This window comes from Phaeobacter sp. (genome assembly GCF_022825805.1).
Lineage (GTDB): Bacteria > Pseudomonadota > Alphaproteobacteria > Rhodobacterales > Rhodobacteraceae > Phaeobacter.
The window spans coordinates 1-22,423 of the sequence record NZ_JAJDWC010000079.1; the positions used below are offsets into that span (position 1 = coordinate 1).

Here is a 22,423-nt window from a genome sequence, read left to right on the forward strand (position 1 = left end):
GCCCAGTCTGACGCGCAATCGCGCTGACACCCAGCCCTTGTCTCTTCAAATCATGGATCAAAACAATCTCTCCCAGTGCAATCAACTCGAAGCCTCACTCCTTCTTCTAGAGCTTCGAGCTTAACGGCCCGCGCCCCGTTCGATTTTTGAATATTTAAGGTTCAAAAATCGCCCAGGACGCTACCAACTGGGGAAATTTCAAACGCCCCTTTTGGGGAGATTACATCCGGCACTTACATCAGACAGCACACAGCTACGCAGGACCAACCTGCACGGCGCGCACGTCCGCCACACATCGGCTGCGCCGCGCAACACCCAAACGACAGGCGTTGCGCCGACCCCCGAACAGCGCGCGCATTGGTTACGGGGGCTTAAATCCGCTGTGCCATGCTTGTCCCTGTCGCGACACCGGTGCAGCCTGGCACGCTGCACCACCCAAGGAGACACAGCCCCAAAGACCACCGCTTGATCCGGTGCAGGGGCGTCCAACTGCATTGCGTGGCACCGATTGGTGCCCGGACCGGGGCCTCCGCCCCGCCTGCTCTCCGCCTCTGGCCCAAATGGGTCGCTGGCGGCGCCGCCACCTTTTGCCCCGCCCCGAAGCGCTTTCATCCAAAGCCGCGCTAGAGGGCACAGATGACAAAACGCTCTCGCCCCAATGACCTCTCCGGTCGAAGAAACCTGGGTGAAACACATGAGGCCAACAAAGCCCAATCCGCAAACCGGGGCGACCAAAGCCACGGAAAAGACGGCTGAAACCACCGCTGACACATCTGTGAGCCCGGTTGCCCCCGCGTCCGGCAGTTTCTAGGGTGGCCCTATCCACCACAGGCAGGAGCACGCCCCCATGATGACCATCGCCGAACACCAGCTGATGCTCATCCTGATGTGCTTTGCCCTCGGCAGCCTGGCGACCGCTTTCCTGTTTCGCCATCCCGCAGGCCACCGCATCTGGCGGCTTGCCGATCTCGGCTGGGTCGTGCTGGGTGGTATCGGCGCGCTGGTCGCCGTGCTGGCGGGCATCTACAAGGCCGACAGCGGCAAATTGGAACGCCAGATCGACATCGCCTATGCCGCCACCGAAGCCTTTGACCGCGACGCCGCCCGCTTTCGCCTGCGGTTTTGCGATCCGGCCTATGACAGCGATATCGCGGTGCTCTGCGACAAGATCGAGTTTCTCTCGGCCTCCACCGCCGGGAATGCCGAACTGCCGCTGTTCATCGCCGTGACCGACCAGGTGGCCCCGCTGCAGGGGCTGCGTCTGCTGTTTGGCGGCGCGCGCGCTGACAGCGACATGCAGGAGATGGCGGCCACTGCCGATGCCTTTGATCCCGAAGCCTTTATCGTCTTTGCCGCCCTGGATGAGCCGACCGAGGCCGCCGTCGACACCCTGCGCCGCAAGGTGCCCGCAATTGCCGGAGACTTCCTGATCCTGGCGCGGGCCTATGAAACCCTGATCGACCAGGTGGGACAGTTGAAACAGGAATGGGAATACCTGCAGGACAACGCCCATATTCTGGTGCTGCAGATCCTCGCGCTCTGTCTGGTTGCCTTTGCAGCGCCCTTCCGGCTGGGCAAATCGATTGTCGAGCTGCGCTGACACATCTAGCCGAACACAGGCGGGCCAAAACCATCCGGCTCAGGGGAGATCGCTCAAGGGTGATCGTTCAGATCCTGGCCTTATGAATTGATTGAAAACTGGCCATTCTCATCAGGGCAGTGAACCCGCTAGGCTGCGGAGAACAGGCTCTGACTCAGCCGCCGTGCTGCACAGCGCCCGCAACAGCCAGACCAAAGATAAGCCAGCCAGAGACCAGCCATGCGCGATGACATCCTCCCCCACCCGTCCGAGCCGCACGACAGCGGCGCACTCCAGACCCTGCCCAGCGTATGCCCGCTGGACTGCCCCGCAGCCTCGCGGTCACGGTGGAGGATGGCAAGATCCGCGCCGTGCGTGGCTCCCACGCCAACCCGTTCACCGGCGGGGTGATCTGCAACAAGGTCGCGCGCAACTATCCGGGTTTTGTGCATGGCCCAAACCGGCTGACACAACCGCTGCGGCGCAGCGGCCCACGCGGCAGTGGCCAGTTCGAGCCGATCAGCTGGGACACGGCCCTGGATCTGATCCACGAAGGGTTCAGCCGCGCAATCAATGCGCATGGCGGCCAGTCGGTGCTGCCGCTGAACTACGCAGGCCCCCATGGAGAACTGGCCGCGGCCTCGCTGGACCGGCGGTTTTTCTACCGGATGGGCGCCACTCGGCTCAACCGCGGCCCGCTTTGCGCCGGGGTGCGCAGCGCGGCCTATGCCAGCCTGTTTGGCACTGCGCCCGGCATGTCCGCACCCCAGGTGCTGCACTCCGATCTGGTGCTGATCTGGGGCAACAATGTCACCGTGTCCTACCTGCACCTGGCGCCGCTGCTGAAACAGGCGCGCAAAGCCGGGGCCAAAGTGGTGGTGATCGACCCCAAACGCACCAAAATCGCCGAACAGGCCGATTTGCACCTGCAACTGGTGCCCGGCACCGATGTGGTTCTGGCCATGGCTCTGGCCGCAGAACTGGAACGCCGGGATGCGCTGGATCCCGCTTTTATCGCCGAATGGACCACCGGGGCCGACCAATACCTGGAGGCCGCCCGCAGCTACACGCCTGCACAGGCGGTGGCGGACTGTGGCCTGCAGCGCACGCAGTTTGACCAGCTGGCCGATTGGATCGCCGCGGCGGGCACAATGGCGACAGCGGTGGGCAACGGCATTGAACGCGGTCGCTCCGGTGGATCGGGGCTGCGTGCGGCCATGGCGCTGCAGGCGCTGACCGGACAGCACGGGCGCATCGGCGCAGGCGTCTTGGCCAAACCCAGCCTTGCCGCGCCCAAAACGCCAGATCGCCTGCAGGGCAGTGACAGCATCGATCCCCAGACGCGGGTGATCAACATTCTGGATGTGGCCGCCAAAATGCTGGATCCAGACATGCGCATCCCGATCCGCGCGGTGATGATCTACAACCACAACCCGGTCGCCACCCACCCTGATCAGGCCCGGCTGATCAAGGCGCTCAGCCAGGAGGAGATCTTTGTCGCGGGCAGCGATGTGGTGATGACGGATTCCATGCGCCTATGTGATGTGATCCTGCCGGCATCCAGCCATTTCGAATGTGACGATATTTATGGCGCCTATGGCCAGACCTATCTGCAACGCGCCGCACCGGTGATCCCGCCGGTGGGGGACAGCCTGCCAAACACCGAAATCTTCCGCAGGCTGGCCGCACGGTTTGGCTATGACGCGCCGGAGTTTCACCTCAGCGACGCAGAGCTGATGGATCTGGCACTGGACGCAACAAGCCCCGCGCTGGAGGGGATGCGGCCCCGTGATCTCCCCCTGGATCGCGCCATAGAGGTGCGCGCGCCGGACGGCGGCGACTTTGTGCTGTGCGACACGGTGATGCCTGGCACCGCCTCTGGCCGGATCGAGCTGTTCAGCGCAGATCTGGAGGCCGAAAGCGGCTTTGGCCTGCCGCGCTATGATCCGGTCACCCCCGATCGCGCCTTTGTGCTGATGACCCCGGCCTCTGCCAATCGCACCAATGCAACCTTCGGGGATCAACCGCTGTCAGAGGGGCCAGAACCGGTGGAGATCCACCCGGAGGATGCCCGCCGTCTGGGCCTGAGCGAAGGAGATAGGGTTGAGCTGTTCAATGATCAGGCCACCGTCGGGCTGGTTGCCCGCATCACCGACGCGACCCGCCCTGGGGTTCTCTACAGTCCCAAGGGCAGTTGGCGCAAAAGTAGCCCCACCGGGCTGACGGTCAATGCGCTGATCCCTGTGGGCTTGCGCACCGATATTGCCGATGGCGCCTGCTACAATGAAACCTTCGTCGATCTGCGCAAAGGCCCGGATGGGCACCCGGCAGCGGCGGGCCACAGAAACTAAACCACGCACTGAAAACACACACTGAAACCACTCATTGAACACAGCCAGCGAACACGGCCTCTGGCAACACCCTGGTCACAAAACCGCCAGGGTGTTGCGCAGACCAAAGCCGCTGGCCTAGGGTTCATCCATGTTCGCGTGGTGTCCCTCCGGTTTGCCGCTTGCCGGTCTGATGTGCCTGCTGGCCTTGCTTCCCGCTGCCTGTGGTCGTCCCGTTTCGGATGGGGAAGCGGCCTTCCTGTCGCGCATCCATGGCGCCGAGCTGGATCTGACCCGGCTGCGCATCCACGAGGGCGCGCCGCTGAAGCAGATCACCTTTCGCCGCAAACCTCGCCCGCGCGTCACCTGCCGCGAGAAAATCCTGCCGCCCGCCAAGGATGAAATCGTCACCTCCTCCCCGGCTGCGCTGGCGCTGTTCAATCGGATTTTCTATGTCCGCGACTGGTACATAGACGATTACATGCCCGCCTATCCCGAACGTCTTTATCTGGTGGAGGCAATGCTGCTGGCCCATGAAGCCACCCATGTCTGGCAATGGCAGCAGCGCGCCAAGACCGGCTATCACCCGCTGCGTGCCGCCGCCGAACACCGGCAGGCGGACCCCTATCTGTTCGACCTTGCCAGTGATCAGGCGTTTTTGACCTTCGGCTATGAACAGCAGGGCGCCATTGTGGAGGAATATGTCTGTTGCCGCGCGCTGGATCCCACCGGCGCGCGCACCGCGCGGTTGCATGACATGCTGCGTGAGGCGATGCCCGTGTCAGACCTGCCGCGCCGCCGCGAAAGCGATGTGTACCTGCCGTGGAAAGACGCGGATCTGCGCGGCATCTGCAGCTAATAGCCAACGCCTGTCCCCACAGCACGCCACAGGGGCCCACAATGGGCCCGCGCGATTAGGCGCGATCAGAGCCCGTCGTGCAACTGGCCCCCCTCCAGCCGCACAACACGGTCCATCCGCGCGGCCAGCTCCAAGTTGTGGGTCGCAATCACTGCCGCCATGCCCGTCGCCGCCACCAGATCCATCAACGCTGCAAACACCTGATCCGACGTCCCGGGATCAAGATTGCCCGTCGGCTCATCCGCCAGCAACAGCCGTGGCGCATTGGCCAGCGCGCGACAGAACGCAACGCGCTGCTGCTCACCACCCGACAGGGCCGCTGGCCGGTGATCGCCGCGCGCCGACAGGCCCACACGCTCCAACAGGGCTTCGGCACGCGCCTCTGCCGCGCTGGGGCGCACGCCATTGGCGCTTTGCGGTAGGATGATGTTTTCGCGCGCCGTGAACTCCGCCAGCAAGTGGTGAAACTGGTAGATAAACCCGATGTCCTGGCGTCTCAGCGCGGTGCGCTGCGTATCACTGCTGCCGCGCACCGATTGTCCGGCAATCTCAACCTCACCGCTATCCGCCGTGTCCAGCAGACCTGCGATATGCAGCAGCGTGGATTTGCCCGCCCCCGACGGGGCCACCAGCGCCACCACCTCACCCGCACGTACGTTGAGGTCGACGCCCGACAGCACATCCACCTGATTGGGCAGACCGTGGTTGTAGGATTTCGCCACGCCCGCCAGGCGCAGCACCGTGTCCGCCCCGGAAACATCACTCATAGCGCAGCGCCTCCACCGGGTTCATGCGGGCCGCCCGGCGCGCAGGAAAGATCGTCACCACAAAGGACAGCCCCAGCGACAGCCCAACAGCCGACAGCACATCCGCGAGCCGCAATTCCGCAGGCAGCGCATAGATGCCCCGGATCGACGGATCCCAGACACCACCGCCCATGATGTAGTTCACAAAGGAAAAAATCGGATCGATATACAGCGCAAAGAGACAGCCCAGCACCACCCCTAACAGGGTGCCGATCACCCCGGTGAAGGAGCCACAGAGGAAAAACACCCGCATGATCGACCCTTCGCTCAGCCCGATGGTGCGCAGGATGCCGATGTCGCGGCCCTTGTTTTTGACCAGCATGATCAGGCCGGAGACAATGTTCATCGTCGCGATCAACACCAGGATCGACAGAATGATGAACATCACGTTGTCCTCGACCTCCAGCGCGCGCAGAAACCCGCCAGAGGCATCCCGCCAGGTCCAGACGCCGATGGCCGTGCTGACCTCCCCAGTGGCCTGCAAAAGCGGCAGAACCAGCCGGTCGACCCGCTCGGGATCCTCCACGATGACCTCGACCTCATCGGCAAAGCCCTCGCGGTTAAAATAGCTCTGCGCCTCGGCAAACGGCATGTAAACCCGTGTGCGATCAATGTCATAGCGCCCGGCCGTGAAGATATAGACCACCTCATAGGCATTGACCCGCGGGCTGGTGCCAAAGGCGGTTTTCACCCCGTTCGGGGAAATCAGCTTGATCCGATCACCGACCTGCACGCCCAGTTCGCGCGCCACGCCGGAGCCGATGGCCACCCCCTCATCGAAGCGGCCCAGATCGCCCAGCGCCTGCTCGCTTTGGGCGACGCCGGGAATGGTGCGGATATTGTCTGCCGAAATGCCAAAGACCTCCACCCCGGCGTTGCGCTGGCGCAGATTGGCCATCACCTGCCCCTTGATCAGCGGCGCAGTGCGGATCACACCCGGCACCTCGGCTGCGCGGGCTGCCAGCGCGTCATAGTCGGTCAGCGTGCGGTCGATGCGCCCCTGATCAGTGACAGTGCCGTGGGAATAAAGCGTCACATGCGCGTTGGCCCCCAGAATGGTGCCCACGAATTCAGAGCGAAAACCACTGCGCACCGCCAGCGTTGCAATCAGCGCAAACACCGCAAGCGCGATCCCGATCAGGCTGATCCAGGTCATCGTGCTGACGCCCCCTTCGGCCCTGCGCGCACGCAGATACCGCCAGGCAATCAGCCATTCGAAACGGGAAAACGGTAGTGGAGTGGCCATATCGGCTCCTGCCGGGAAAATTTTCGCCAAAGTGGGGGCTTAGGCCGATGGGGTCAAGGTGTGGTTGCAGAAATGACCGGCTTTCCGCCGCTGCCGCATCTGGGGATTCCTACGTGATCTCCTGCGTGATCTGGTCAGCGAATTCGTTCAGGGATTGCGTTGAGGGATTGCGTTGAGGGATTTTGATGCGACGCCGTTCATCATGACACCCACAAACAGACAGACACACAGATACAAAGACATACAGGCAACAAACCACCAACAAACCGGCAAACAAAAGGGGCGCAAGACTGCGCCCCCTCTTCGTGCCCTGTGTGTGCACTGGTCATGCCCTGTTTCAGACACTGGCCCTTGATCAGCCCTAGCCTCAGAACCCCTGTGGGGTGCGGTGGTTGGCGTAGATCTCGACCAGCTTGGCGACGGCGGCTTCCGGGCTCAGCTCTTCGCTTTCACCGCTGCGGCGGGACGTCAGCTCAACCACACCGTTTTTCAGGCCGCGCGGACCCACGGTGATGCGCCAGGGCAGACCGATCAGATCCATGGTGGCAAATTTGCCGCCTGCGCGTTCCTTGCGATCATCATAAAGAGGGTCGAGACCCACCGCGACCAGCGCTTTGTAGAGATCATCACAGGCCGCATCTGCCGCCTCGTCACCCTGTTTCAGGTTCACGATGCCGCAGTGGAACGGGGTCACGCCCTCGGGCCAGATGATGCCTTTGTCGTCATGGCTGGCCTCGATGATCGCACCCAACAGACGCGATACGCCAATCCCGTGCGAGCCCATATGGACCGGCACTTCGCCATCGGGGGTCTGGACTTTGGCGCCCATGGCTTCGGAATATTTGGTGCCGAAATAGAAGATCTGGCCCACTTCGATGCCGCGGGCGGTGCGGCGGCGCTCTTCGGGGATCTCGTTGAACAGCGCTTCATCGTGGGTTTCATCGGTGCGGGCATATTTCGTGGTGAATTCTTCCAGCACGCCCTGGCACTGTTCGACGCTATCATAGTCGATCTCGCGATCGCCAAAGGTCAGATCGGTCACCGCGCTGTCATAGAAAACTTCGCTCTCGCCGGTTTCGGCCAGCACCAAGAATTCATGGGTGTAATCGCCCCCAATCGGGCCACCATCGGCGCGCATCGGGATCGCCTGCAGGCCCATGCGCTCATAGGTGCGCAGGTAGCTGACGAGATGGCGGTTGTAGGCGTGCAACGCGTCTTCTTTCGACAGATCGAAGTTGTAGCCGTCTTTCATGTAGAATTCGCGCCCCCGCATCACGCCAAAGCGCGGGCGGATCTCGTCGCGGAATTTCCACTGCACCTGATACATGGTCAGCGGCAGATCCTTGTAGGAGGACACATGGTTGCGGAAGATGTCGGTGATCATCTCCTCGTTGGTGGGGCCAAACAGCATGTCCCGGTCATGGCGGTCTGTGATGCGCAGCATTTCCTGGCCATAGTCATCGTAACGGCCGGATTCGCGCCACAGATCGGCAGGCTGCATGGTCGACATCAGCATTGGGATATGGCCCGCACGCATCTGTTCTTCGTGCACGATGCCTTCGATCTTTTTCAAGACCTTGAAGCCCAGCGGCAGCCAGGAATAGATCCCCGCCGCGGATTGTTTGATCATGCCAGCGCGCAGCATGTAGCGGTGGCTGACGATTTGCGCTTCGGAGGGATTCTCTTTCAGCACGGGCAGGAAGTAGCGGGACAGGCGCATGGCGGTCTCATTCATCTATCTGGTTTCTCCAGTGGTCTAAGCCATCGGCGCGGCTGGGGCAATCGCGCTTTGCAGATGGGGCGGCCCAGTACCGATCTGCCGCCTGATCCACGGCATAATCTCCGGCATAGCCCGCGACATAACCTCCGGGCTTAACGCCGGAGATAACCCCTGATCTAACCCCTGAATTCCCCCTGACCTACCCGCCAATGCAACAGGGTTGCATCGCGGCGGCGCATCGGCCAAACCTTTGCATGACCGGCGGCCCCTGCGGGGGTTGAAACGAGCAATAAGGCAGGATCGGACCATGGCACTTCCGGCGCAGAAGCAATTGAAATACTGGGGCATTGCGGCGGTCGTCTTTGCCGTGGTGATGTGGGCGCTTGGCAATGTGCTGCTGCCCTTCATACTGGGCGCTGCGATCGCCTATCTGATCGACCCGATTGCCGACCGGATGGAGGCCGCAGGTCTCAGCCGCACGGCCGCGACCGCCACCATCACGGTGGCCGCACTGCTGGTGTTTCTGGTGGTGATTTCGGTGGTGGTGCCGACGCTGATCTTTCAGATGATCGACCTGTCCCGCGTGCTGCCAGAGGTGTTCCAGAACCTGCGCGAATTTGCCCAGCAAACCTTCCCTTCCCTGTTTGACGAAGGCAGCCGCGCGCAGCAGGCCATCGCCTCTGTCGCCATCACCCTGCAAAGCAAGGCCATCGCCGTGCTGGAAGGTGTCTTGGGATCTGCCGTCTCGCTGGTCAATGTGCTGGTGCTGTTTGTGATCGTGCCGGTGGTGGCGGTCTATCTGCTGTTGGACTGGGACAATATGGTGGCGCGCATCGATGCGCTGCTGCCCCGTGATCACGCCCCCACCATCCGCGAGCTGGCCGCGCGCATCGACCGGGTTCTGGCCTCCTTCATTCGCGGCATGGGCACTGTCTGTCTGATCCTCGGCACCTATTATGCGGTGGCGCTGATGCTGGTGGGGCTGAATTTCGGCCTGGCTGTCGGCTTCATCGCGGGGCTTGTGACCTTCATTCCCTATCTTGGGGCGCTGATCGGCGGGGCGCTGGCGATTGGGCTGGCACTGTTCCAATTCTGGGGTGGTTGGTGGTCCATCGGCATGGTGGTTGGTGTGTTTGTCATCGGCCAGGTGGTGGAGGGCAATTTCCTGACACCCAAACTGGTGGGCAACTCGGTCGGCTTGCACCCTGTCTGGCTGCTGCTGGCCCTGTCGGTCTTTGGCGCGCTGTTCGGCTTTGTCGGCATGTTGGTGGCGGTGCCGGTTGCTGCCGCGCTTGGCGTGGTGGCCCGCTTCCTGGTGGAGCAATATCTCGACAGTCGCCTCTATCAGGGCAAATCCCATCAAGACGCGGACTGAGCGCAGCCATGGCGCAGCAACTGAGCTTTGATCTGCCGGCCAAACCGGCACTGGGGCGGGACGATTTCTTTGTCGCGCCCTCCAATGCGATGGCCGTGGCGATGCTGGATCCCACCTTTGCCTGGCCCGGCGGCAAACTGGTGCTGAGCGGGCCCAAAGGCTCGGGCAAGACCCATCTCGCCCACGTCTGGGCCAGCCATTCCGGCGCGCAGATCCTGCCTGCCTGGGAGCTGAGCAAAGCCGCGGTGCCGCAGCTGGCCGATGGTCCCATCGTGGTCGAGGATGTCCCCGAAATCGCCGGCAGTGCAGACCGTCAGGATGCTCTGTTTCATCTGCACAATCTGGTGCTGGCAAACGGCCATCCGCTGATGTTGACCGGTCGCGCCGCCCCGCATCTGTGGGGGATGTCCCTGCCCGATCTGCAAAGCCGCATTGACGGCGCCCCCCATGCGCAGCTGCAATCGCCCGATGATGCGCTGCTCGCAGTGGTGCTGGCCAAACTCTTCGGTGACCGCCAGGTGACGCCAAAGCCCGATGTGATCCCCTATCTCGTGGCGCATATGGACCGGTCGTTTGCAGCCGCAGCCCAGATCGTGGGGGAGCTGGACCGGCTGGCCCTGACCGAGGGGCGCATGGTGTCGCGCAGCCTTGCGGTTCAATTGATGGCTGGGCGCAGCACCCCCGCGGGTGCAGCCCCCGCTGCTGCACAAGACCCCGGCCAAAGCGCGCCTGACAGCCAAGATGCCCACTGCGATCAGGATCGAAGTCCTGACCAGTGACCTCTTCCTCTGACCTCTGCCCGCAGACTGCTTCACAAGACCGATAACTCCTGACAGCTGGTTAATCACAACCGCCGGTGTTTTCACCATAAATCACACACCTGATTGACCTGCCATCTCCCATCTTTCATGCTCAGCACACTAAACGGAGCCGAAATGACCCTTACTGCGGACCTGAAAACTGGCGAATGGGGCCCCTTTGGTCGCCCCCTGTTTGACGATCCCGGCGCGCGGGCGCTGTCACGGGTGGGGGTGGTCGATGTCGGCTCCAACTCCGTGCGGATGGTGATCTTTGACGGGGCGGCGCGCAGCCCGGCCTATTTCTACAACGAAAAAATCATGTGTGCGCTGGGAGCCGGACTGTCGGAGACCGGCAAGCTGAACCCCGAGGGCCGCGTGCGCGCCCTGTCGGCACTGCGCCGGTTTCAGCAGATCGCCAAGGGCATGCAGATGCCACCCCTGTCGGTGGTGGCCACCGCAGCGGTGCGCGATGCCAGCGACGGTGCGGAGTTCTGTGAGGAGGTGCTGCGCGAGACCGGTTTGAAAATCTGGGTGATCAACGGCGAAGAAGAAGCCCGCCTGTCGGCGCAAGGTGTGTTGCTGGGCTGGCCCGGTGCCTACGGGCTGATCTGCGATATTGGCGGCTCGTCGATGGAGCTGGCCGAGATCCAGGATGGCACCGTGGGCAAGCGGGTGACCTCCTCGCTGGGCCCGCTGAAACTGCGCGACATTCCCGGTGGGCGGCGCGGCCGCAAGGCCCATATCACCGAGGTCATGCAGACCCTGCGCACCCAGATGGGCGAACAGAACGACCGCCTGTTTCTGGTCGGTGGCAGCTGGCGGGCCATCGCCCGGATCGACATGGCGCGCCAGGGCTACCCGCTGAAAGTGCTGCATGAATACCGCATGACCGCGCAAAGCGTGCGGGAAACACTGCGCTACATCGAACAGCACGATCTGGAACACCTGCGCGCAGTGACCGGGATTTCCATCGCCCGGATGTCATTGGTGCCCTATGCGGTCGATGTGCTGTCGCGCCTGATCAAGACCTTCAAGCCGAAGGATATTGCCGTCTCCAGCTATGGGATCCGCGAGGGCCTGCTGTATGAACAGATGCCGCAGCGGCTGCGCAATCGTGATCCGCTGATCGAGGCCTGCCGCTTTGCGGAAATGAAAGACGCCCGCATCCCCGGCTTTGGCCGCACGCTTTATGATTTTGTGAGCCCGCTGTTCAAATCCTCACCCGACACCAAGATGCGGTTGGTGAAAGCGGCCTGTCTGCTGCATGACGTCAGCTGGCGCGCCCATCCCGACTACCGCGCCGAGGTCTGTTTCGACAATGCAACCCGAGCCAATCTGGGCGGGCTGAAACATTCCGAACGGGTGTTTCTGGGCCTGGCGCTGCTGCACCGCTACCGCAACAAACGGCTGGGGAGCACGTTTGAGCCGCTCTATCAGCTGTTGAACGAACGCGAAGAAAAGGAAGCCGAAATCCTGGGCAAGGCGATGCGGTTCGGCGCCATGTTGATGGTCAGCAAATCGGGCGATATCGGTCGGCTCAAATGGCAGCCGCGCAAGAAGCTGTTGCATCTGGATCTGCCCAACGAGGCCGAACCTCTGTTTGGTGAAGTGGCGCAATCGCGGCTGTCATCGCTGGCCCGATCGCTGGAGGCTGAGGTGAGGGTCAAGATCCGCAAGGCGTGAGCCCCGCACCCCCGCCGCAGCCTGAGGCAACGACGTGATCATAGCTGGCAGAGATACAGGCCCAAGAATTCAGGCCCAGGAATGTAAGCACAGGAATTTAGGCACATAAGTTCAGGGGCATGCGTTCAGGCCAATGCTTTCAGGGGCAGAACTGCGGGCCGCTGGGCCTGACGCGCGCCAATGGGCCAGCTCAGATATCGGTGGTTGCCGATGATCCATTGTCCTGTGGCGGTATGGTATCTGGCTGGGTATCGGGTTTGCGGCGAATGATGATATCGCCGTTGGGCAGGATTTCGGGGCGTTCATAAACGCTCCAGTCTTCGATCTCTGAGGCGATATCGGCCAGCGCCGGGCCCATTTCGGACAGGAAGCTCTGCAAACTGGGGCCCAACCCCTCGGCCAGCGCTTTCAAATCGTCGATGGCTGGGGCCATCTCCTGGCGCAGCCCTTCCCAGAACAGCTCCGCCCCGCGTTCCATCAGCGAACTGCCGCCTTCCTCTTGCGCCGCGGCAAAGGTCGGGGTCAACGCACCAAGGCCAAGGGCAGCAGCGCAGCACAGCGCCAGCGCAAATGCCCGGCCCCGCATCAATCGGCTGGCGCGGTGGTCGTGAGTGGTGGGATCTGTCATCATCGGATTTCCCTGACTTGCCTGCGTATGATGCCCCGACATCTGATCCGGCGCATAAATCATTTGGGGCGTTGCGCGGCAGTTTAAACCCGCAGAGCGCCGCCACAAGGGGGAGAAAGCAGCGGTGATGCGCAGATCTGCACCGCCGCTTGCATAGCGTCGCCACACGGGCCAAGCGTCTGCAGTCTCCTCAGTGTCCACAGCTTCCTCAGTGTCCGCCATCTCCTCAGTGTCCCTAGCGCTCTCAAGCCCCGCGTTCGGGCGTAAAATCCAGCGTCACCGGAAAATGGTCGGAGGCCTGCAACAGCGCCTCGCGCAAGACCGGATCATCATAACAGGCCGCATCCTCAAACGGATGCCAGATGCGCCAGCGCGGCTGACCCTGCCGCAGACCCGGCGACACCATGATGTAGTCCAACAGCGCGTTGAAATAGCGTTGCGTCTGGCTGTTGAAAAACCGCGCTGTGCTGGGCAGACCGCGCAACCGCGGCGCCAGACTGCTCTGGGCATGGGGATCATAAAGATCCTGATCCATAATGATCTCCACCGAGGAGCGATTGAACAGCTGCTCATATTGGTCCAAGCCCGGCCCGTCGTTCAGGTCGCCCAGAACAATGACCTCCTCCCCTGCTGCCAGACGTTCGCTGACCCGCCGACGCAGCCAGATCGCCTGCGCCAGCTGCTTGCGCCGGTTGGCAATCGACAGGCTGGTCACCGCATCCGGGGTGCGCGCGCCATGGGGGGCTTTGGATTTCAGATGCGCGCCGATCAGATGCAGCTGCCCGCCGCTGCGCAGGGTGACCGACAATTCCAGCGGTGGTTTTGAAAAACGCACCGCATCCATCTGCGCATCGATATCCAGATCGATATGGAAGGTTTGATCAAACCGTGGGGCGGCTGTGCTGTCACCCGGCGTATGATCGGCATCCAGCACCGCAGGATCGTAGAGAAAGGTGATCTCCTGCTGGGTGTCATTGGCAAAGCCGGTGATGGCGCGGCGGGCGCGCAAACCGGCGGCATCGGCGAACCGCTCCAGCGCACGCACGCTGTGCTGGCGGCGGTTGGTGTCTGGCGCTTCGATCACCATGATCCCATCGGCATCAAGTGCTGCAAACACCCGGCTCAGCGCCTCGATCTGCGTGGCGCGATCCACACCATGGCGGCGCGACAGACCGGTGTCGCGCTGCAGCTGATCTGCCTCGTCAAAGAGCGCTGCGAACCATTCGACGTTATAGGTGGCGAGCCGCATTTTCGTGACAGCCGTTGATTTCATCCCAGGCGCGGTTGATGTCGATCATCCGCTTTTCCGCCAGCCGCACCGCCTCTTCGGGGACGCCGCGGGCCAGCATCGCATCCGGGTGGGTTTCACGCACCAATTTGCGCCAATGGGCGCGGATTTCATCCCGTGGCATATCCGCAGGCACCCCCAACACCGTGAAGGGATCGCGCGGCGCATCCGGCACAAACCGCGCTCTCAGCGCCTGAAACTGCTGCGAGGACTGGCCAAAGATGCGGCTCACCTCCTCTAGAAATTCGTTTTCCCCGGGATGGTAGAACCCATCGGCCATCGCGATGTGGAACAAACCCTCCATCAGATCACAGAGGGTCTGCGGGTCGTTGGCAAACATTCGCTGGATGCGCGCGGCATAATCCTGGTAGCCCGCGATATCCGTGCGGGCGAGATCAAAGACCCGCGCGGCCCCGGCCTCATCATCGCGACCGATCTGGAACACCTCGCGAAAGGCGGTGACCTCATCGCGGGTGACCTGACCATCTGCTTTGGCCATCTTCGCCCCCAGCGCAATCACGGCGATGGCGAAGGCAACAGTGCGTTCAGGCGGCGCGCGCAGGGTGTCAAACACCTCACTGAGGCTTTGGCCGGCGGCCAGTGCGGAGAGCGCTTCGGTGATGCGGGTCCAGAGTGACATGGCCCCAGCCTATCCCGGTTGCCCGACGCTGTCAGCGTCTGCTGTGCGATTGGCGCACAGAATTTTCTGCATCAGCACAAGATCCAGCCATTGCCCGGCTTTGCGCCCGACCTGCGGCATGCGCGCGGTTTCCTGAAACCCCAGCGCCTGGTGAAACGCGATGGCCTTGGGGTTGGCGCCGCTGATCCCGGCCACCAGCACATGGATATCATCCGCGCGCGCCTGGGTTTCGATGGCCTGCATCAACGCCCGCCCAACGCCCTGCCCGCGGGCCTGCGTGGTGAGGTAGATGGTCAGCTCGCGGGTCTGGGCATAACCCGGCCCTGCGCGAAACGGCGCCAGCGCGATATAGCCCAGCAGCACACCCTCGCGTTCGGCTACCTGCATCTGCGGGCCTTTGTCTGCGATCTCCGCGCAGATCTGATCGGTGGTTTTTTCCACAGTGGTAAAGGTGATCAGCGTGTCGCGGATGATCTGGTTGGTGATCTCTGCGATGGCGGGCGCATCTGCCGGGGTTGCCTGCCGGACGATCATCGCAGCACCCGGCGGCCGTGGGGCGTGTCAAATTCGGCTTCGAACCCGGCTGGGCCGATCTGCACCGACACCCGATCATCGCGCAGGGGCAGCGCCGCCGACAGGGCATCACCCTCGGGATGGGACAGGGTCAAATGGCGCAGACGGCACCCCTGCTGGACCAGCTGCGCGGCGGGATGCGGGCTGTGCCACTGCATCAGCGCCGGGAACATATTGTCAAACGGCAGGATCCCATCGGCAGGCACCGCCATCTGCCAGCGCAGATCCCCGCGTTGCAAATCCACGATATCCCCTGCGCCCTTCGGGGCGTTTTCCAAGGCCGTCACCAGATCATCGCAGCGACAGATCCAGTTGGTGATCCGCGCAGGCCCCTGCCTGCGATCCATATCAAACCAGCGGGGCGTGCGCTGCGGCGTGGCGGCGGGATCAATCGCGATGGCCTCCATGTAAAGACCATCGGCCAGCCCCAAGAGACGGTTGTGCGTGCCAAAGACCGCATGGCTGCCACCGGGTTGCATCGGCACGCCAAGGCTGTCTTCGACATGGGCGACGGCCTCTTCCAATGTGGCGGCCGCAACGGCCAGATGATCGAGCTCCATGACGTCTCCCCCCTCGTTCGTGCGGATCATGCTGCGGGGAGACTAGCCGTCAGCGGGACAGGCGCAAGCGGGAAAGAAAAACACCCGCCCCAAGCAATCCGGGACGGGTGTGCCGCTGGGTGGTTTACCGCCCAATCTACCAGGACAACAGCCTCTTTACAGTGGGGGGCAGGCCATGGCGGTTGCCTCGATTTCGAACAAAAGCTCTGGAAGCGCCAAGCGGGTGACACCCAATAGCGTCATTGGCGGCGCCACCCGATGGGGACCAAACCGCTGCCCCATCACATCGAAATGTCGCATCGCATCGTCGACATCAGTGCAGAAGACCCCCAGCCTGACTACATTTGCAAGCGTCATATCTGCAGCCTTCAGCACTGCCTCCAGATTGTCGAGTGCCAGAGCGATCTGGCCCCGCATGTTACCTGCATGTTGTGGGTTGCCTGTAGCATCCACAGCGGTCTGCCCGGCACAAATCAACTGCCACGCCGGTGTCTCGATCAGCTCGGCCTGATTGTAGCCAAGCTTTAACGACCAGTCCCAGGGGTTTACAGCGTTCCTTGTCATCATGGATCTCTCCTTGTCTCACCTATTGTGTGTTGGTGAGACTGCAGTAAACTGAAACAGTGCCAAGTCTTGTCACCATATAATTTATCGTCCTGAAAACCAGACCTCATGAGCCCCCATGACCAGTCACCATCGCCATGATGCCATCCTGCGCCATCTGCGGCGCAACGTGACCACCACAGTTTCTGAGCTGGCCGCGGACGTTGGCGTGTCGCGTCGCACTGTTCTGCGCGACCTGTGCGCGCTGCGGGATGCGGGGTTTGTGATCCACTCTGATGTCGGGCGCGGCGGTGGTCTGCATCTTGACCCCCAATCAGTGCAAACCACCGCGCGTTTGCGGGTGCCAGAGGTGTTTGCCCTGCTGATCAGCGTTGCAGCCATGCGGGCGGCCGGTCAGTTGCCATTTTCCGATCTGGCTGATGCGGGGCTCGCAAAAATCGAACAAGCCCTGCCCGCGGACCAGATCCGGGATTTGCGACGTTTTTTGGATCGGCTTCATGTTGGGCAGCTGTCGCCACTGCAGGATCTGACGGATATGGGCACGATGGACCCAGAGCTGCTGTCGGTCTTTCAACAAGGGTTTCTGCAACAGCACTGCCTGCGGTTTCAGTATCGCGATGGTCAGGGTCGGTTCAGCGAACGAAAAGTAGAGCCACAAGCGATGCTGATCCTGCCACCGTTGTGGTATCTGGTCGCGTGGGATCCGGTGCGCGAGGATTTTCGGCATTTCCGCATGGATCGCATCAGTCGGCCACAGGCGCTGGAAGATACCCACTTTCGTCCGCGCCACGTGCCGTTCGAAGCCGATGTCTGCCCATTTCACGCAAAGGTGCCCCCTAGCCGCTGAGGCAGCAGCAGTCGCATTTCAGGTTTCGCTCACATATTTTGGGCGGTCCAAAACAAAACGGCCATCCCTGGGGATAGCCGTTCCAATTGTGTTTGCCAGTAGAGCCCGACTGAAACCATCCGGGGCAACCGACGTTGTAACGCAGATCAGCTCTGGCGGATCAGGTTCAGGATGTCTTGGGCCGCGTCGGGGATGTTGGTGCCGGGGCCGAAGATGGCTTTGACGCCGTTGTCGTAGAGGAACTGATAGTCCTGCTGCGGGATGACGCCGCCGCAGATCACGATGATGTCCTCAGCACCCTGCTCTTTCAGCGCCTTGACCAGCTGGGGGGCCAGGGTTTTGTGACCGGCGGCCTGGGACGAGATGCCGACCACATGCACATCGTTGTCGATGGCATCCTGTGCGGCCTCTTCCGGGGTCTGGAACAGGGGGCCGACGTCGACGTCAAAGCCGATGTCAGCAAAGGCAGTTGCGATCACCTTGGCGCCGCGGTCGTGGCCGTCCTGACCCATCTTGACCACCAGAAGCCGCGGGCGACGTCCCTCTGCCTCGGCAAAGTCCTCGATGGATTTCTGAATGGCGGCAAAGCCTTCGTCGCCCTCATAGGCGGCGCCATAAACACCGGCGAGGGTTTTCACTTCGGCGCTGTGGCGGCCGAATTCCTTTTCCATTGCCATGCTGATCTCTCCGACAGAGGCGCGGGCGCGCGCGGCTTCGACTGCGGCTGCCAGAAGGTTGCCACCTTCCTTTGCGACGCGGGTCAGGGTGTCCAACGCGGCCTCGCAGGCGGCGCTGTCACGGTCTGCACGCAGCTGGTCCAGACGCGCGATCTGGCTTTCGCGGACGGCGACATTGTCGACATCCAGAATGTCGATCGGGTCTTCTTTTTCCTTGCGGTATTTGTTGACGCCGACGATCACCTCTTCGCCACGGTCGATCATCGCCTGACGGCGGGCCGCGCTTTCCTCGATGCGCAGTTTTGGCATCCCGGAGGCGACGGCTTTGGTCATGCCGCCCATCTCCTCGACCTCTTCCATCAGCGCCCAGGCCTTGTCCACCAGCTCGTTGGTGAGACTTTCGACATAGTAGGAACCGGCCAGCGGATCGACCACATTGGTGACACCTGTTTCCTCCTGCAGCACCAGCTGGGTGTTGCGGGCGATGCGGGCGGAGAAATCGGTGGGCAGCGCGATGGCTTCGTCCAGCGCGTTGGTGTGCAGCGACTGCGTGCCGCCCAGAACCGCGCTCATCGCTTCATAGGCGGTGCGCACCACGTTGTTGTAGGGGTCCTGCTCCTGCAGGGACACACCGGAGGTCTGGCAGTGGGTGCGCAGCATTTTGGAGCGGTCATTCTTGGCGCCAAAATCGGTCATCACGCGATGCCAGAGCGTGCGGGCGGCGCGCAGTTTGGCGATTTCCATGAAGAAATTCATGCCGATCGCAAAGAAGAACGACAGGCGGCCTGCGAATTTATCGACATCCATGCCCGCGTCCATCGCCGCGCGGACATATTCGCGCCCGTCTGCGAGGGTATAGGCCAGCTCCTGCACCAGGTTCGCACCGGCCTCCTGCATGTGGTAGCCAGAGATCGAGATGGAGTTGAACTTCGGCATCTCGTTGGAGGTGTAGTCAATGATGTCGGAAATGATCCGCATCGACGGCTCTGGTGGGTAGATATAGGTGTTGCGGACCATGAACTCCTTCAGAATGTCGTTCTGAATGGTGCCCGCCAGCAGGGATTTGTCGTGGCCCTGCTCTTCGCCGGCGACGATGAAATTCGCAAGGATCGGGATCACTGCGCCATTCATCGTCATGGAGACCGACACCTGATCCAGCGGGATGCCGTCGAACAGAACCTTCATGTCCTCGACACTGTCGATGGCCACGCCGGCCTTGCCGACATCGCCCACCACGCGCGGATGGTCACTGTCGTAGCCCCGGTGGGTGGCCAGATCGAAGGCAACAGAAACGCCCTGCTGACCGGCGGCCAGGTTGCGGCGGTAAAAGGCGTTGGATTCCTCGGCAGTTGAGAAACCCGCATATTGACGGATCGTCCAGGGGCGGCCCGCATACATCGTGGCCTTCACCCCGCGGGTGAAGGGGCCAAAGCCGGGCAGCGTGCCCATATGGGGCAGATCCTTGGTGTCCGCTTCGGTATAAAGCGGTTTGACGTCAATGCCTTCCAGCGTTTTCCAGGTCAGCGCATCCAGCGGGCGGCCGCGCAGTTCCTTTTCAGCGAGAGCCCGCCAATCGTCGGTTTTTGTCGTCATCGGGAGTTCCTCTTGTCAGGTCGAAGGAGCGCGGGTTCGAGCCCGCGGCTGTTTTGTCTTGTGCTGTGTTATCTAGCGCCGGGTTGTCTTGTTTCGGTGTGGTGGCTTCAGCGGGCGCAGATGGGCCCTGATCCGCCAGCGGTTTGTCCGGATCGCGCACCAGATGGGCCAGGCCGTCGGCCCCTGCCTCCAACCACATCAGATCATCGGCATAAGCTTCGCGCAGCGCCGCGGTCTGAGCAGCATCGAAGGGATACCACCGGCCATCCCCCAGCGGTAAATCACTTGGCTGCAGGTCATTAGCCACGCCGACGTCCTGCGCCAACTGACGGCGCAGCTGTGGCAGGTCCGGGCCCTGGTTGCGGCTGTCGGCCAGGGTGACGCGCGGCAGGCGCTTGCCGGTGAGCTGTGCCAGCTGCACCTCCGGGCGGTCAGCAAAGACCTCATGCGGCATAACCCAGATGCGGGCCTGCGGCATGGCGCAGGCCAGATCGGTCAGCACATCACGCCAGCTGCGCGGATTGGCGGCGATATCGGCCAGTGTGTTCGCCAGTGTTTCTGCGGGTGTTTCTGCGGGTGTTTCAGCCAGTGTTTCCGAACGGGGCAGCGGGCGACCTGCCATCACTTGCGCCGCCAGCAAAGAGCCCCAGAACCGATCAGGGCTGCGGGTGTTGATCATCACGTCGCGCACCGCACCGTCAAAAGCCGCAGCAAAACGCGCCATCCGTTCCCCGGCCGCGGGATAGAGACTGCGGGCCTGCAGCAGATCACTGCGCCGTCCCAAAAGATCAGGATCGCAAATCAGCAGATCATCCGCACCGGTGGCGCGCGCTGCACTGAGCCGCAGTTTCAACCGGCCCTTGGCCCGCTGTGGCAGGCTGCGACGTCCGATGGCAACCGGTCCTGGCAGAATGCCATGCAGCAGCCCATCACGGGTGTCCTGCCCGGCCCAGACCGCCAGACCAGCGCGCGCCAAAGCCGCATCATGGTGACGCAGGAAGGCCTGAAAATGGCCATTGGCACAACGATGTGCCCCGATATGCAGCATGACGTCCATTGCCAGATCCACTTCTGCCAGATCCACATCCATATAGGCGCTGACCGCAGCAGCGCCCTTCTGGATGCATTGTCTCACAGGCGCACTGACAAAGTGGTTAATGCCGCGGGCGTGGCAATCGCCCTGCCATGCAACAGGTCGCAGCACAGGCAGAACAGAGGGGGTGCCAGACAGGGTGCCAGGCAGGGCATCCTGTGCACGCGCCAACAGAGGAGCCGACAGAACAGCTGTGCGGGCAGCCGAGGGAGCAGCGGGGGATTTTTTTGACGCAGGGGTCTGTTTCCCCATCGAAATCTGGGCGGCGCCACATATATTCGACTGTACAGGAGAAACGATGAAAAAACTGTCTGTCTTTAGAAAATCCGGTGCGGCTGAGGTGGCGGCGAGCGATGATGGCCGCGTGCAGCGGGGCCCACGCCCCCTCTCGGCACCTGTTGCGGATCGCGCTTCGGCGCCTGTCCCTGCTCCCGCCCGCGCGGATGCTGGACCACGGCCCGGTGCTGGACCACGACGTCGCGCGATGTTGATTGCGGGGCTGGCGACCCTGCTTGCGGTCATGCCCATGGCGCGTGGCGGCAAGGCGGTCGCGCAGGAAAGCACCGATGACACCGCCACGCTGGAGCAGTTGATCCAGACAGGCGACACGGTTGACCTGGCGGATCTGACCTGGGTGCGGCGGCCGATCGTGGTCTTCGCCGACAGCCCGGCTGATCCCCGGTTCCAGGAACAGATGGACCGGCTGCGCGAGGGTGCGCAGGAATTGCTCGACCGCGATGTCACTGTGTTGGTGGACACCGACCCCAGCATCAAATCCGCCTTGCGGACCAAGCTGCGGCCCCGGGGCTTCATGCTGGTGCTGATTGGCAAAGATGGGCAGGTGAAACTGCGCAAGCCGCAGCCCTGGACCGTGCGCGAGCTGAGCCGTACCATCGACAAGATGCCGATGCGGCTGCGCGAAGTGGAAGAGCGGCGCGGCAGCTGATCCCACAGCTGACCCCATGTGGGGTCGGCCGGATCGCCCCCCACCTGAGGGACCTGCAGATCAACCAACACAGCGCCCGCCATCACCAGACATTCCCGCTGCGGGCGTAGAACACACGCCGGTTGCTCCGGTCCACCACCGCCAGAAACGGGGTGACAGGATCATAGATCAGCACAGAGCTCTGATCGACCAGAGCCTTGAGATACACATCGCTGACCGGATCGAGCATGCAGTCCTTGCCGACGATGCCCGCGCGCACGATATCCTTGCCGCGCGCCTCGTCGCTGTTCACCACCTGCAGCGACACCGTATCTGGGGAGAGACCGGCCACTTCAAACGCCACCGGCCTGCCATTGTCGAGATGGCGCAGCCCGGCGCGGACCGAACGGGCCTTGGCCAGACGGGAGGAAATGCGCGTCGCCTTGATCTCGAAGACACCGGCGGCGCAGTTGCGACGGGAGAAGAAATACTCTGTCTCCCCCAGCTGCACCCAATCGGCCAGCGAGGCGCGAGTCGCCGCCTCGTCCTGCAACGCGCAGCCCGCCAGCCCCAAGAGGGCCAGCGTTGCGACGGCCCGACGGGCCATCCCGAGATATTGCTGCGCGATGCTCATGCA

Annotated in this window: 20 protein-coding genes; 8 read left to right on the forward strand and 12 right to left on the reverse strand. The window is 62.5% G+C overall.

The window, feature by feature from the left end:
• The first annotated feature begins 847 nt into the window (after positions 1-847).
• From Q0C28_RS08395 to Q0C28_RS08405, 3 genes are all read left to right on the forward strand, one after another.
• Positions 848-1,600 (forward strand): hypothetical protein, encoded by a 753-nt coding sequence (locus Q0C28_RS08395; RefSeq protein ID WP_293574753.1) that lies wholly within the window; start codon positions 848-850, stop codon positions 1,598-1,600.
• A gap of 290 nt (positions 1,601-1,890) precedes the next feature.
• Positions 1,891-3,930: a molybdopterin-dependent oxidoreductase gene (locus Q0C28_RS08400; protein WP_293574755.1), complete on the forward strand. Its 2,040-nt coding sequence runs from the start codon at positions 1,891-1,893 to the stop codon at positions 3,928-3,930.
• Between the two features lie 130 nt (positions 3,931-4,060).
• On the forward strand, positions 4,061-4,768 hold the full coding sequence (locus Q0C28_RS08405) for a hypothetical protein (RefSeq protein WP_293574757.1): 708 nt from the start codon (positions 4,061-4,063) through the stop codon (positions 4,766-4,768).
• A 65-nt stretch (positions 4,769-4,833) separates the two neighbouring features.
• On the opposite strand, the gene Q0C28_RS08410 is transcribed toward Q0C28_RS08405, so the two are convergent.
• From Q0C28_RS08410 to proS, 3 genes are all read right to left on the reverse strand, one after another.
• Positions 4,834-5,535: an ABC transporter ATP-binding protein gene (locus Q0C28_RS08410; RefSeq protein ID WP_293574759.1), complete on the reverse strand. Its 702-nt coding sequence runs from the start codon at positions 5,533-5,535 to the stop codon at positions 4,834-4,836.
• Positions 5,528-6,820, reverse strand: a complete 1,293-nt coding sequence (locus Q0C28_RS08415; RefSeq protein ID WP_293574761.1) for a lipoprotein-releasing ABC transporter permease subunit — start codon at positions 6,818-6,820, stop codon at positions 5,528-5,530. The genes Q0C28_RS08410 and Q0C28_RS08415 overlap by 8 nt, the downstream gene beginning before the upstream one ends.
• Before the next feature lie 367 nt (positions 6,821-7,187).
• A complete protein-coding gene (proS, locus tag Q0C28_RS08420) occupies positions 7,188-8,540 on the reverse strand; it encodes a proline--tRNA ligase (protein ID WP_293574830.1) in 1,353 nt (450 codons plus the stop codon).
• 307 nt (positions 8,541-8,847) lie between these two features.
• Here proS and Q0C28_RS08425 point away from each other — a divergent pair, with 307 nt between their 5' ends.
• From Q0C28_RS08425 to Q0C28_RS08435, 3 genes are all read left to right on the forward strand, one after another.
• Positions 8,848-9,915: an AI-2E family transporter gene (locus tag Q0C28_RS08425; protein ID WP_293574763.1), complete on the forward strand. Its 1,068-nt coding sequence runs from the start codon at positions 8,848-8,850 to the stop codon at positions 9,913-9,915.
• Between the two features lie 8 nt (positions 9,916-9,923).
• Positions 9,924-10,694: a chromosomal replication initiator DnaA gene (locus Q0C28_RS08430; protein ID WP_293574765.1), complete on the forward strand. Its 771-nt coding sequence runs from the start codon at positions 9,924-9,926 to the stop codon at positions 10,692-10,694.
• A gap of 156 nt (positions 10,695-10,850) precedes the next feature.
• A complete protein-coding gene (locus Q0C28_RS08435) occupies positions 10,851-12,398 on the forward strand; it encodes a Ppx/GppA family phosphatase (RefSeq protein ID WP_293574767.1) in 1,548 nt (515 codons plus the stop codon).
• A 190-nt stretch (positions 12,399-12,588) separates the two neighbouring features.
• On the opposite strand, the gene Q0C28_RS08440 is transcribed toward Q0C28_RS08435, so the two are convergent.
• The 6 genes from Q0C28_RS08440 to Q0C28_RS08465 form a co-directional block, all read right to left on the reverse strand.
• The gene (locus Q0C28_RS08440) at positions 12,589-13,026 is read right to left on the reverse strand and encodes a hypothetical protein (RefSeq protein ID WP_293574832.1); all 438 of its coding nucleotides are present in this window, start codon (positions 13,024-13,026) and stop codon (positions 12,589-12,591) included.
• Between the two features lie 244 nt (positions 13,027-13,270).
• A complete protein-coding gene (locus tag Q0C28_RS08445; RefSeq protein WP_293574833.1) occupies positions 13,271-14,275 on the reverse strand; it encodes an endonuclease/exonuclease/phosphatase family protein in 1,005 nt (334 codons plus the stop codon).
• Positions 14,256-14,954, reverse strand: coding sequence for a molecular chaperone DjiA (locus Q0C28_RS08450; RefSeq protein ID WP_293574769.1), 699 nt, complete (start codon positions 14,952-14,954; stop codon positions 14,256-14,258). Before Q0C28_RS08450 ends, Q0C28_RS08445 begins: the two co-directional genes overlap by 20 nt.
• A gap of 9 nt (positions 14,955-14,963) precedes the next feature.
• Positions 14,964-15,488, reverse strand: a complete 525-nt coding sequence (locus Q0C28_RS08455; RefSeq protein WP_293574771.1) for a GNAT family N-acetyltransferase — start codon at positions 15,486-15,488, stop codon at positions 14,964-14,966.
• Positions 15,485-16,087, reverse strand: a complete 603-nt coding sequence (locus Q0C28_RS08460) for a VOC family protein (protein WP_293574773.1) — start codon at positions 16,085-16,087, stop codon at positions 15,485-15,487. Before Q0C28_RS08460 ends, Q0C28_RS08455 begins: the two co-directional genes overlap by 4 nt.
• A 156-nt stretch (positions 16,088-16,243) precedes the next feature.
• Complete coding sequence (locus Q0C28_RS08465; protein ID WP_293574775.1) at positions 16,244-16,654, reverse strand: RidA family protein; 411 nt, start codon at positions 16,652-16,654, stop codon at positions 16,244-16,246.
• A gap of 115 nt (positions 16,655-16,769) precedes the next feature.
• Between Q0C28_RS08465 and Q0C28_RS08470 the strand changes: the two genes are divergently transcribed.
• Positions 16,770-17,498, forward strand: coding sequence for a WYL domain-containing protein (locus tag Q0C28_RS08470; RefSeq protein ID WP_293574777.1), 729 nt, complete (start codon positions 16,770-16,772; stop codon positions 17,496-17,498).
• A 146-nt stretch (positions 17,499-17,644) separates the two neighbouring features.
• Here the strand turns inward: Q0C28_RS08470 and scpA are convergent, their stop codons facing one another.
• Both scpA and Q0C28_RS08480 read right to left on the reverse strand, forming a co-directional pair.
• Entirely contained in the window at positions 17,645-19,768 is a 2,124-nt protein-coding gene (gene scpA / locus Q0C28_RS08475) for a methylmalonyl-CoA mutase (protein WP_293574779.1), read from the reverse strand.
• Positions 19,731-21,032, reverse strand: a complete 1,302-nt coding sequence (locus tag Q0C28_RS08480; RefSeq protein ID WP_293574781.1) for a hypothetical protein — start codon at positions 21,030-21,032, stop codon at positions 19,731-19,733. The genes scpA and Q0C28_RS08480 overlap by 38 nt, the downstream gene beginning before the upstream one ends.
• Before the next feature lie 355 nt (positions 21,033-21,387).
• On the opposite strand from Q0C28_RS08480, the gene Q0C28_RS08485 reads away from it, so the two are divergent.
• Complete coding sequence (locus Q0C28_RS08485) at positions 21,388-21,807, forward strand: DUF4174 domain-containing protein (RefSeq protein ID WP_366934228.1); 420 nt, start codon at positions 21,388-21,390, stop codon at positions 21,805-21,807.
• An 82-nt stretch (positions 21,808-21,889) separates the two neighbouring features.
• On the opposite strand, the gene Q0C28_RS08490 is transcribed toward Q0C28_RS08485, so the two are convergent.
• Positions 21,890-22,420 carry a hypothetical protein gene (locus Q0C28_RS08490; RefSeq protein ID WP_293574783.1) on the reverse strand — a complete coding sequence of 177 codons (531 nt, stop codon included), beginning with the start codon at positions 22,418-22,420 and terminating at the stop codon, positions 21,890-21,892.
• Positions 22,421-22,423 lie beyond the last annotated feature (3 nt).

Bases quoted from the DNA above. Each gene is read 5' to 3' on its own strand.
- Q0C28_RS08395 (WP_293574753.1), top strand. From the start codon at position 848: ATGATGACCATCGCCGAACACCAGCTGATGCTCATCCTGATGTGCTTT.
- Q0C28_RS08400 (WP_293574755.1), top strand. From the start codon at position 1,891: ATGCCCGCTGGACTGCCCCGCAGCCTCGCGGTCACGGTGGAGGATGGC.
- Q0C28_RS08405 (WP_293574757.1), top strand. From the start codon at position 4,061: ATGTTCGCGTGGTGTCCCTCCGGTTTGCCGCTTGCCGGTCTGATGTGC.
- Q0C28_RS08410 (WP_293574759.1), bottom strand. From the start codon at position 5,535: ATGAGTGATGTTTCCGGGGCGGACACGGTGCTGCGCCTGGCGGGCGTG.
- Q0C28_RS08415 (WP_293574761.1), bottom strand. From the start codon at position 6,820: ATGGCCACTCCACTACCGTTTTCCCGTTTCGAATGGCTGATTGCCTGG.
- proS (WP_293574830.1), bottom strand. From the start codon at position 8,540: ATGCGCCTGTCCCGCTACTTCCTGCCCGTGCTGAAAGAGAATCCCTCC.
- Q0C28_RS08425 (WP_293574763.1), top strand. From the start codon at position 8,848: ATGGCACTTCCGGCGCAGAAGCAATTGAAATACTGGGGCATTGCGGCG.
- Q0C28_RS08430 (WP_293574765.1), top strand. From the start codon at position 9,924: ATGGCGCAGCAACTGAGCTTTGATCTGCCGGCCAAACCGGCACTGGGG.
- Q0C28_RS08435 (WP_293574767.1), top strand. From the start codon at position 10,851: ATGACCCTTACTGCGGACCTGAAAACTGGCGAATGGGGCCCCTTTGGT.
- Q0C28_RS08440 (WP_293574832.1), bottom strand. From the start codon at position 13,026: ATGACAGATCCCACCACTCACGACCACCGCGCCAGCCGATTGATGCGG.
- Q0C28_RS08445 (WP_293574833.1), bottom strand. From the start codon at position 14,275: ATGCGGCTCGCCACCTATAACGTCGAATGGTTCGCAGCGCTCTTTGAC.
- Q0C28_RS08450 (WP_293574769.1), bottom strand. From the start codon at position 14,954: ATGTCACTCTGGACCCGCATCACCGAAGCGCTCTCCGCACTGGCCGCC.
- Q0C28_RS08455 (WP_293574771.1), bottom strand. From the start codon at position 15,488: ATGATCGTCCGGCAGGCAACCCCGGCAGATGCGCCCGCCATCGCAGAG.
- Q0C28_RS08460 (WP_293574773.1), bottom strand. From the start codon at position 16,087: ATGGAGCTCGATCATCTGGCCGTTGCGGCCGCCACATTGGAAGAGGCC.
- Q0C28_RS08465 (WP_293574775.1), bottom strand. From the start codon at position 16,654: ATGATGACAAGGAACGCTGTAAACCCCTGGGACTGGTCGTTAAAGCTT.
- Q0C28_RS08470 (WP_293574777.1), top strand. From the start codon at position 16,770: ATGACCAGTCACCATCGCCATGATGCCATCCTGCGCCATCTGCGGCGC.
- scpA (WP_293574779.1), bottom strand. From the start codon at position 19,768: ATGACGACAAAAACCGACGATTGGCGGGCTCTCGCTGAAAAGGAACTG.
- Q0C28_RS08485 (WP_366934228.1), top strand. From the start codon at position 21,388: ATGGCGCGTGGCGGCAAGGCGGTCGCGCAGGAAAGCACCGATGACACC.
- Q0C28_RS08490 (WP_293574783.1), bottom strand. From the start codon at position 22,420: ATGAGCATCGCGCAGCAATATCTCGGGATGGCCCGTCGGGCCGTCGCA.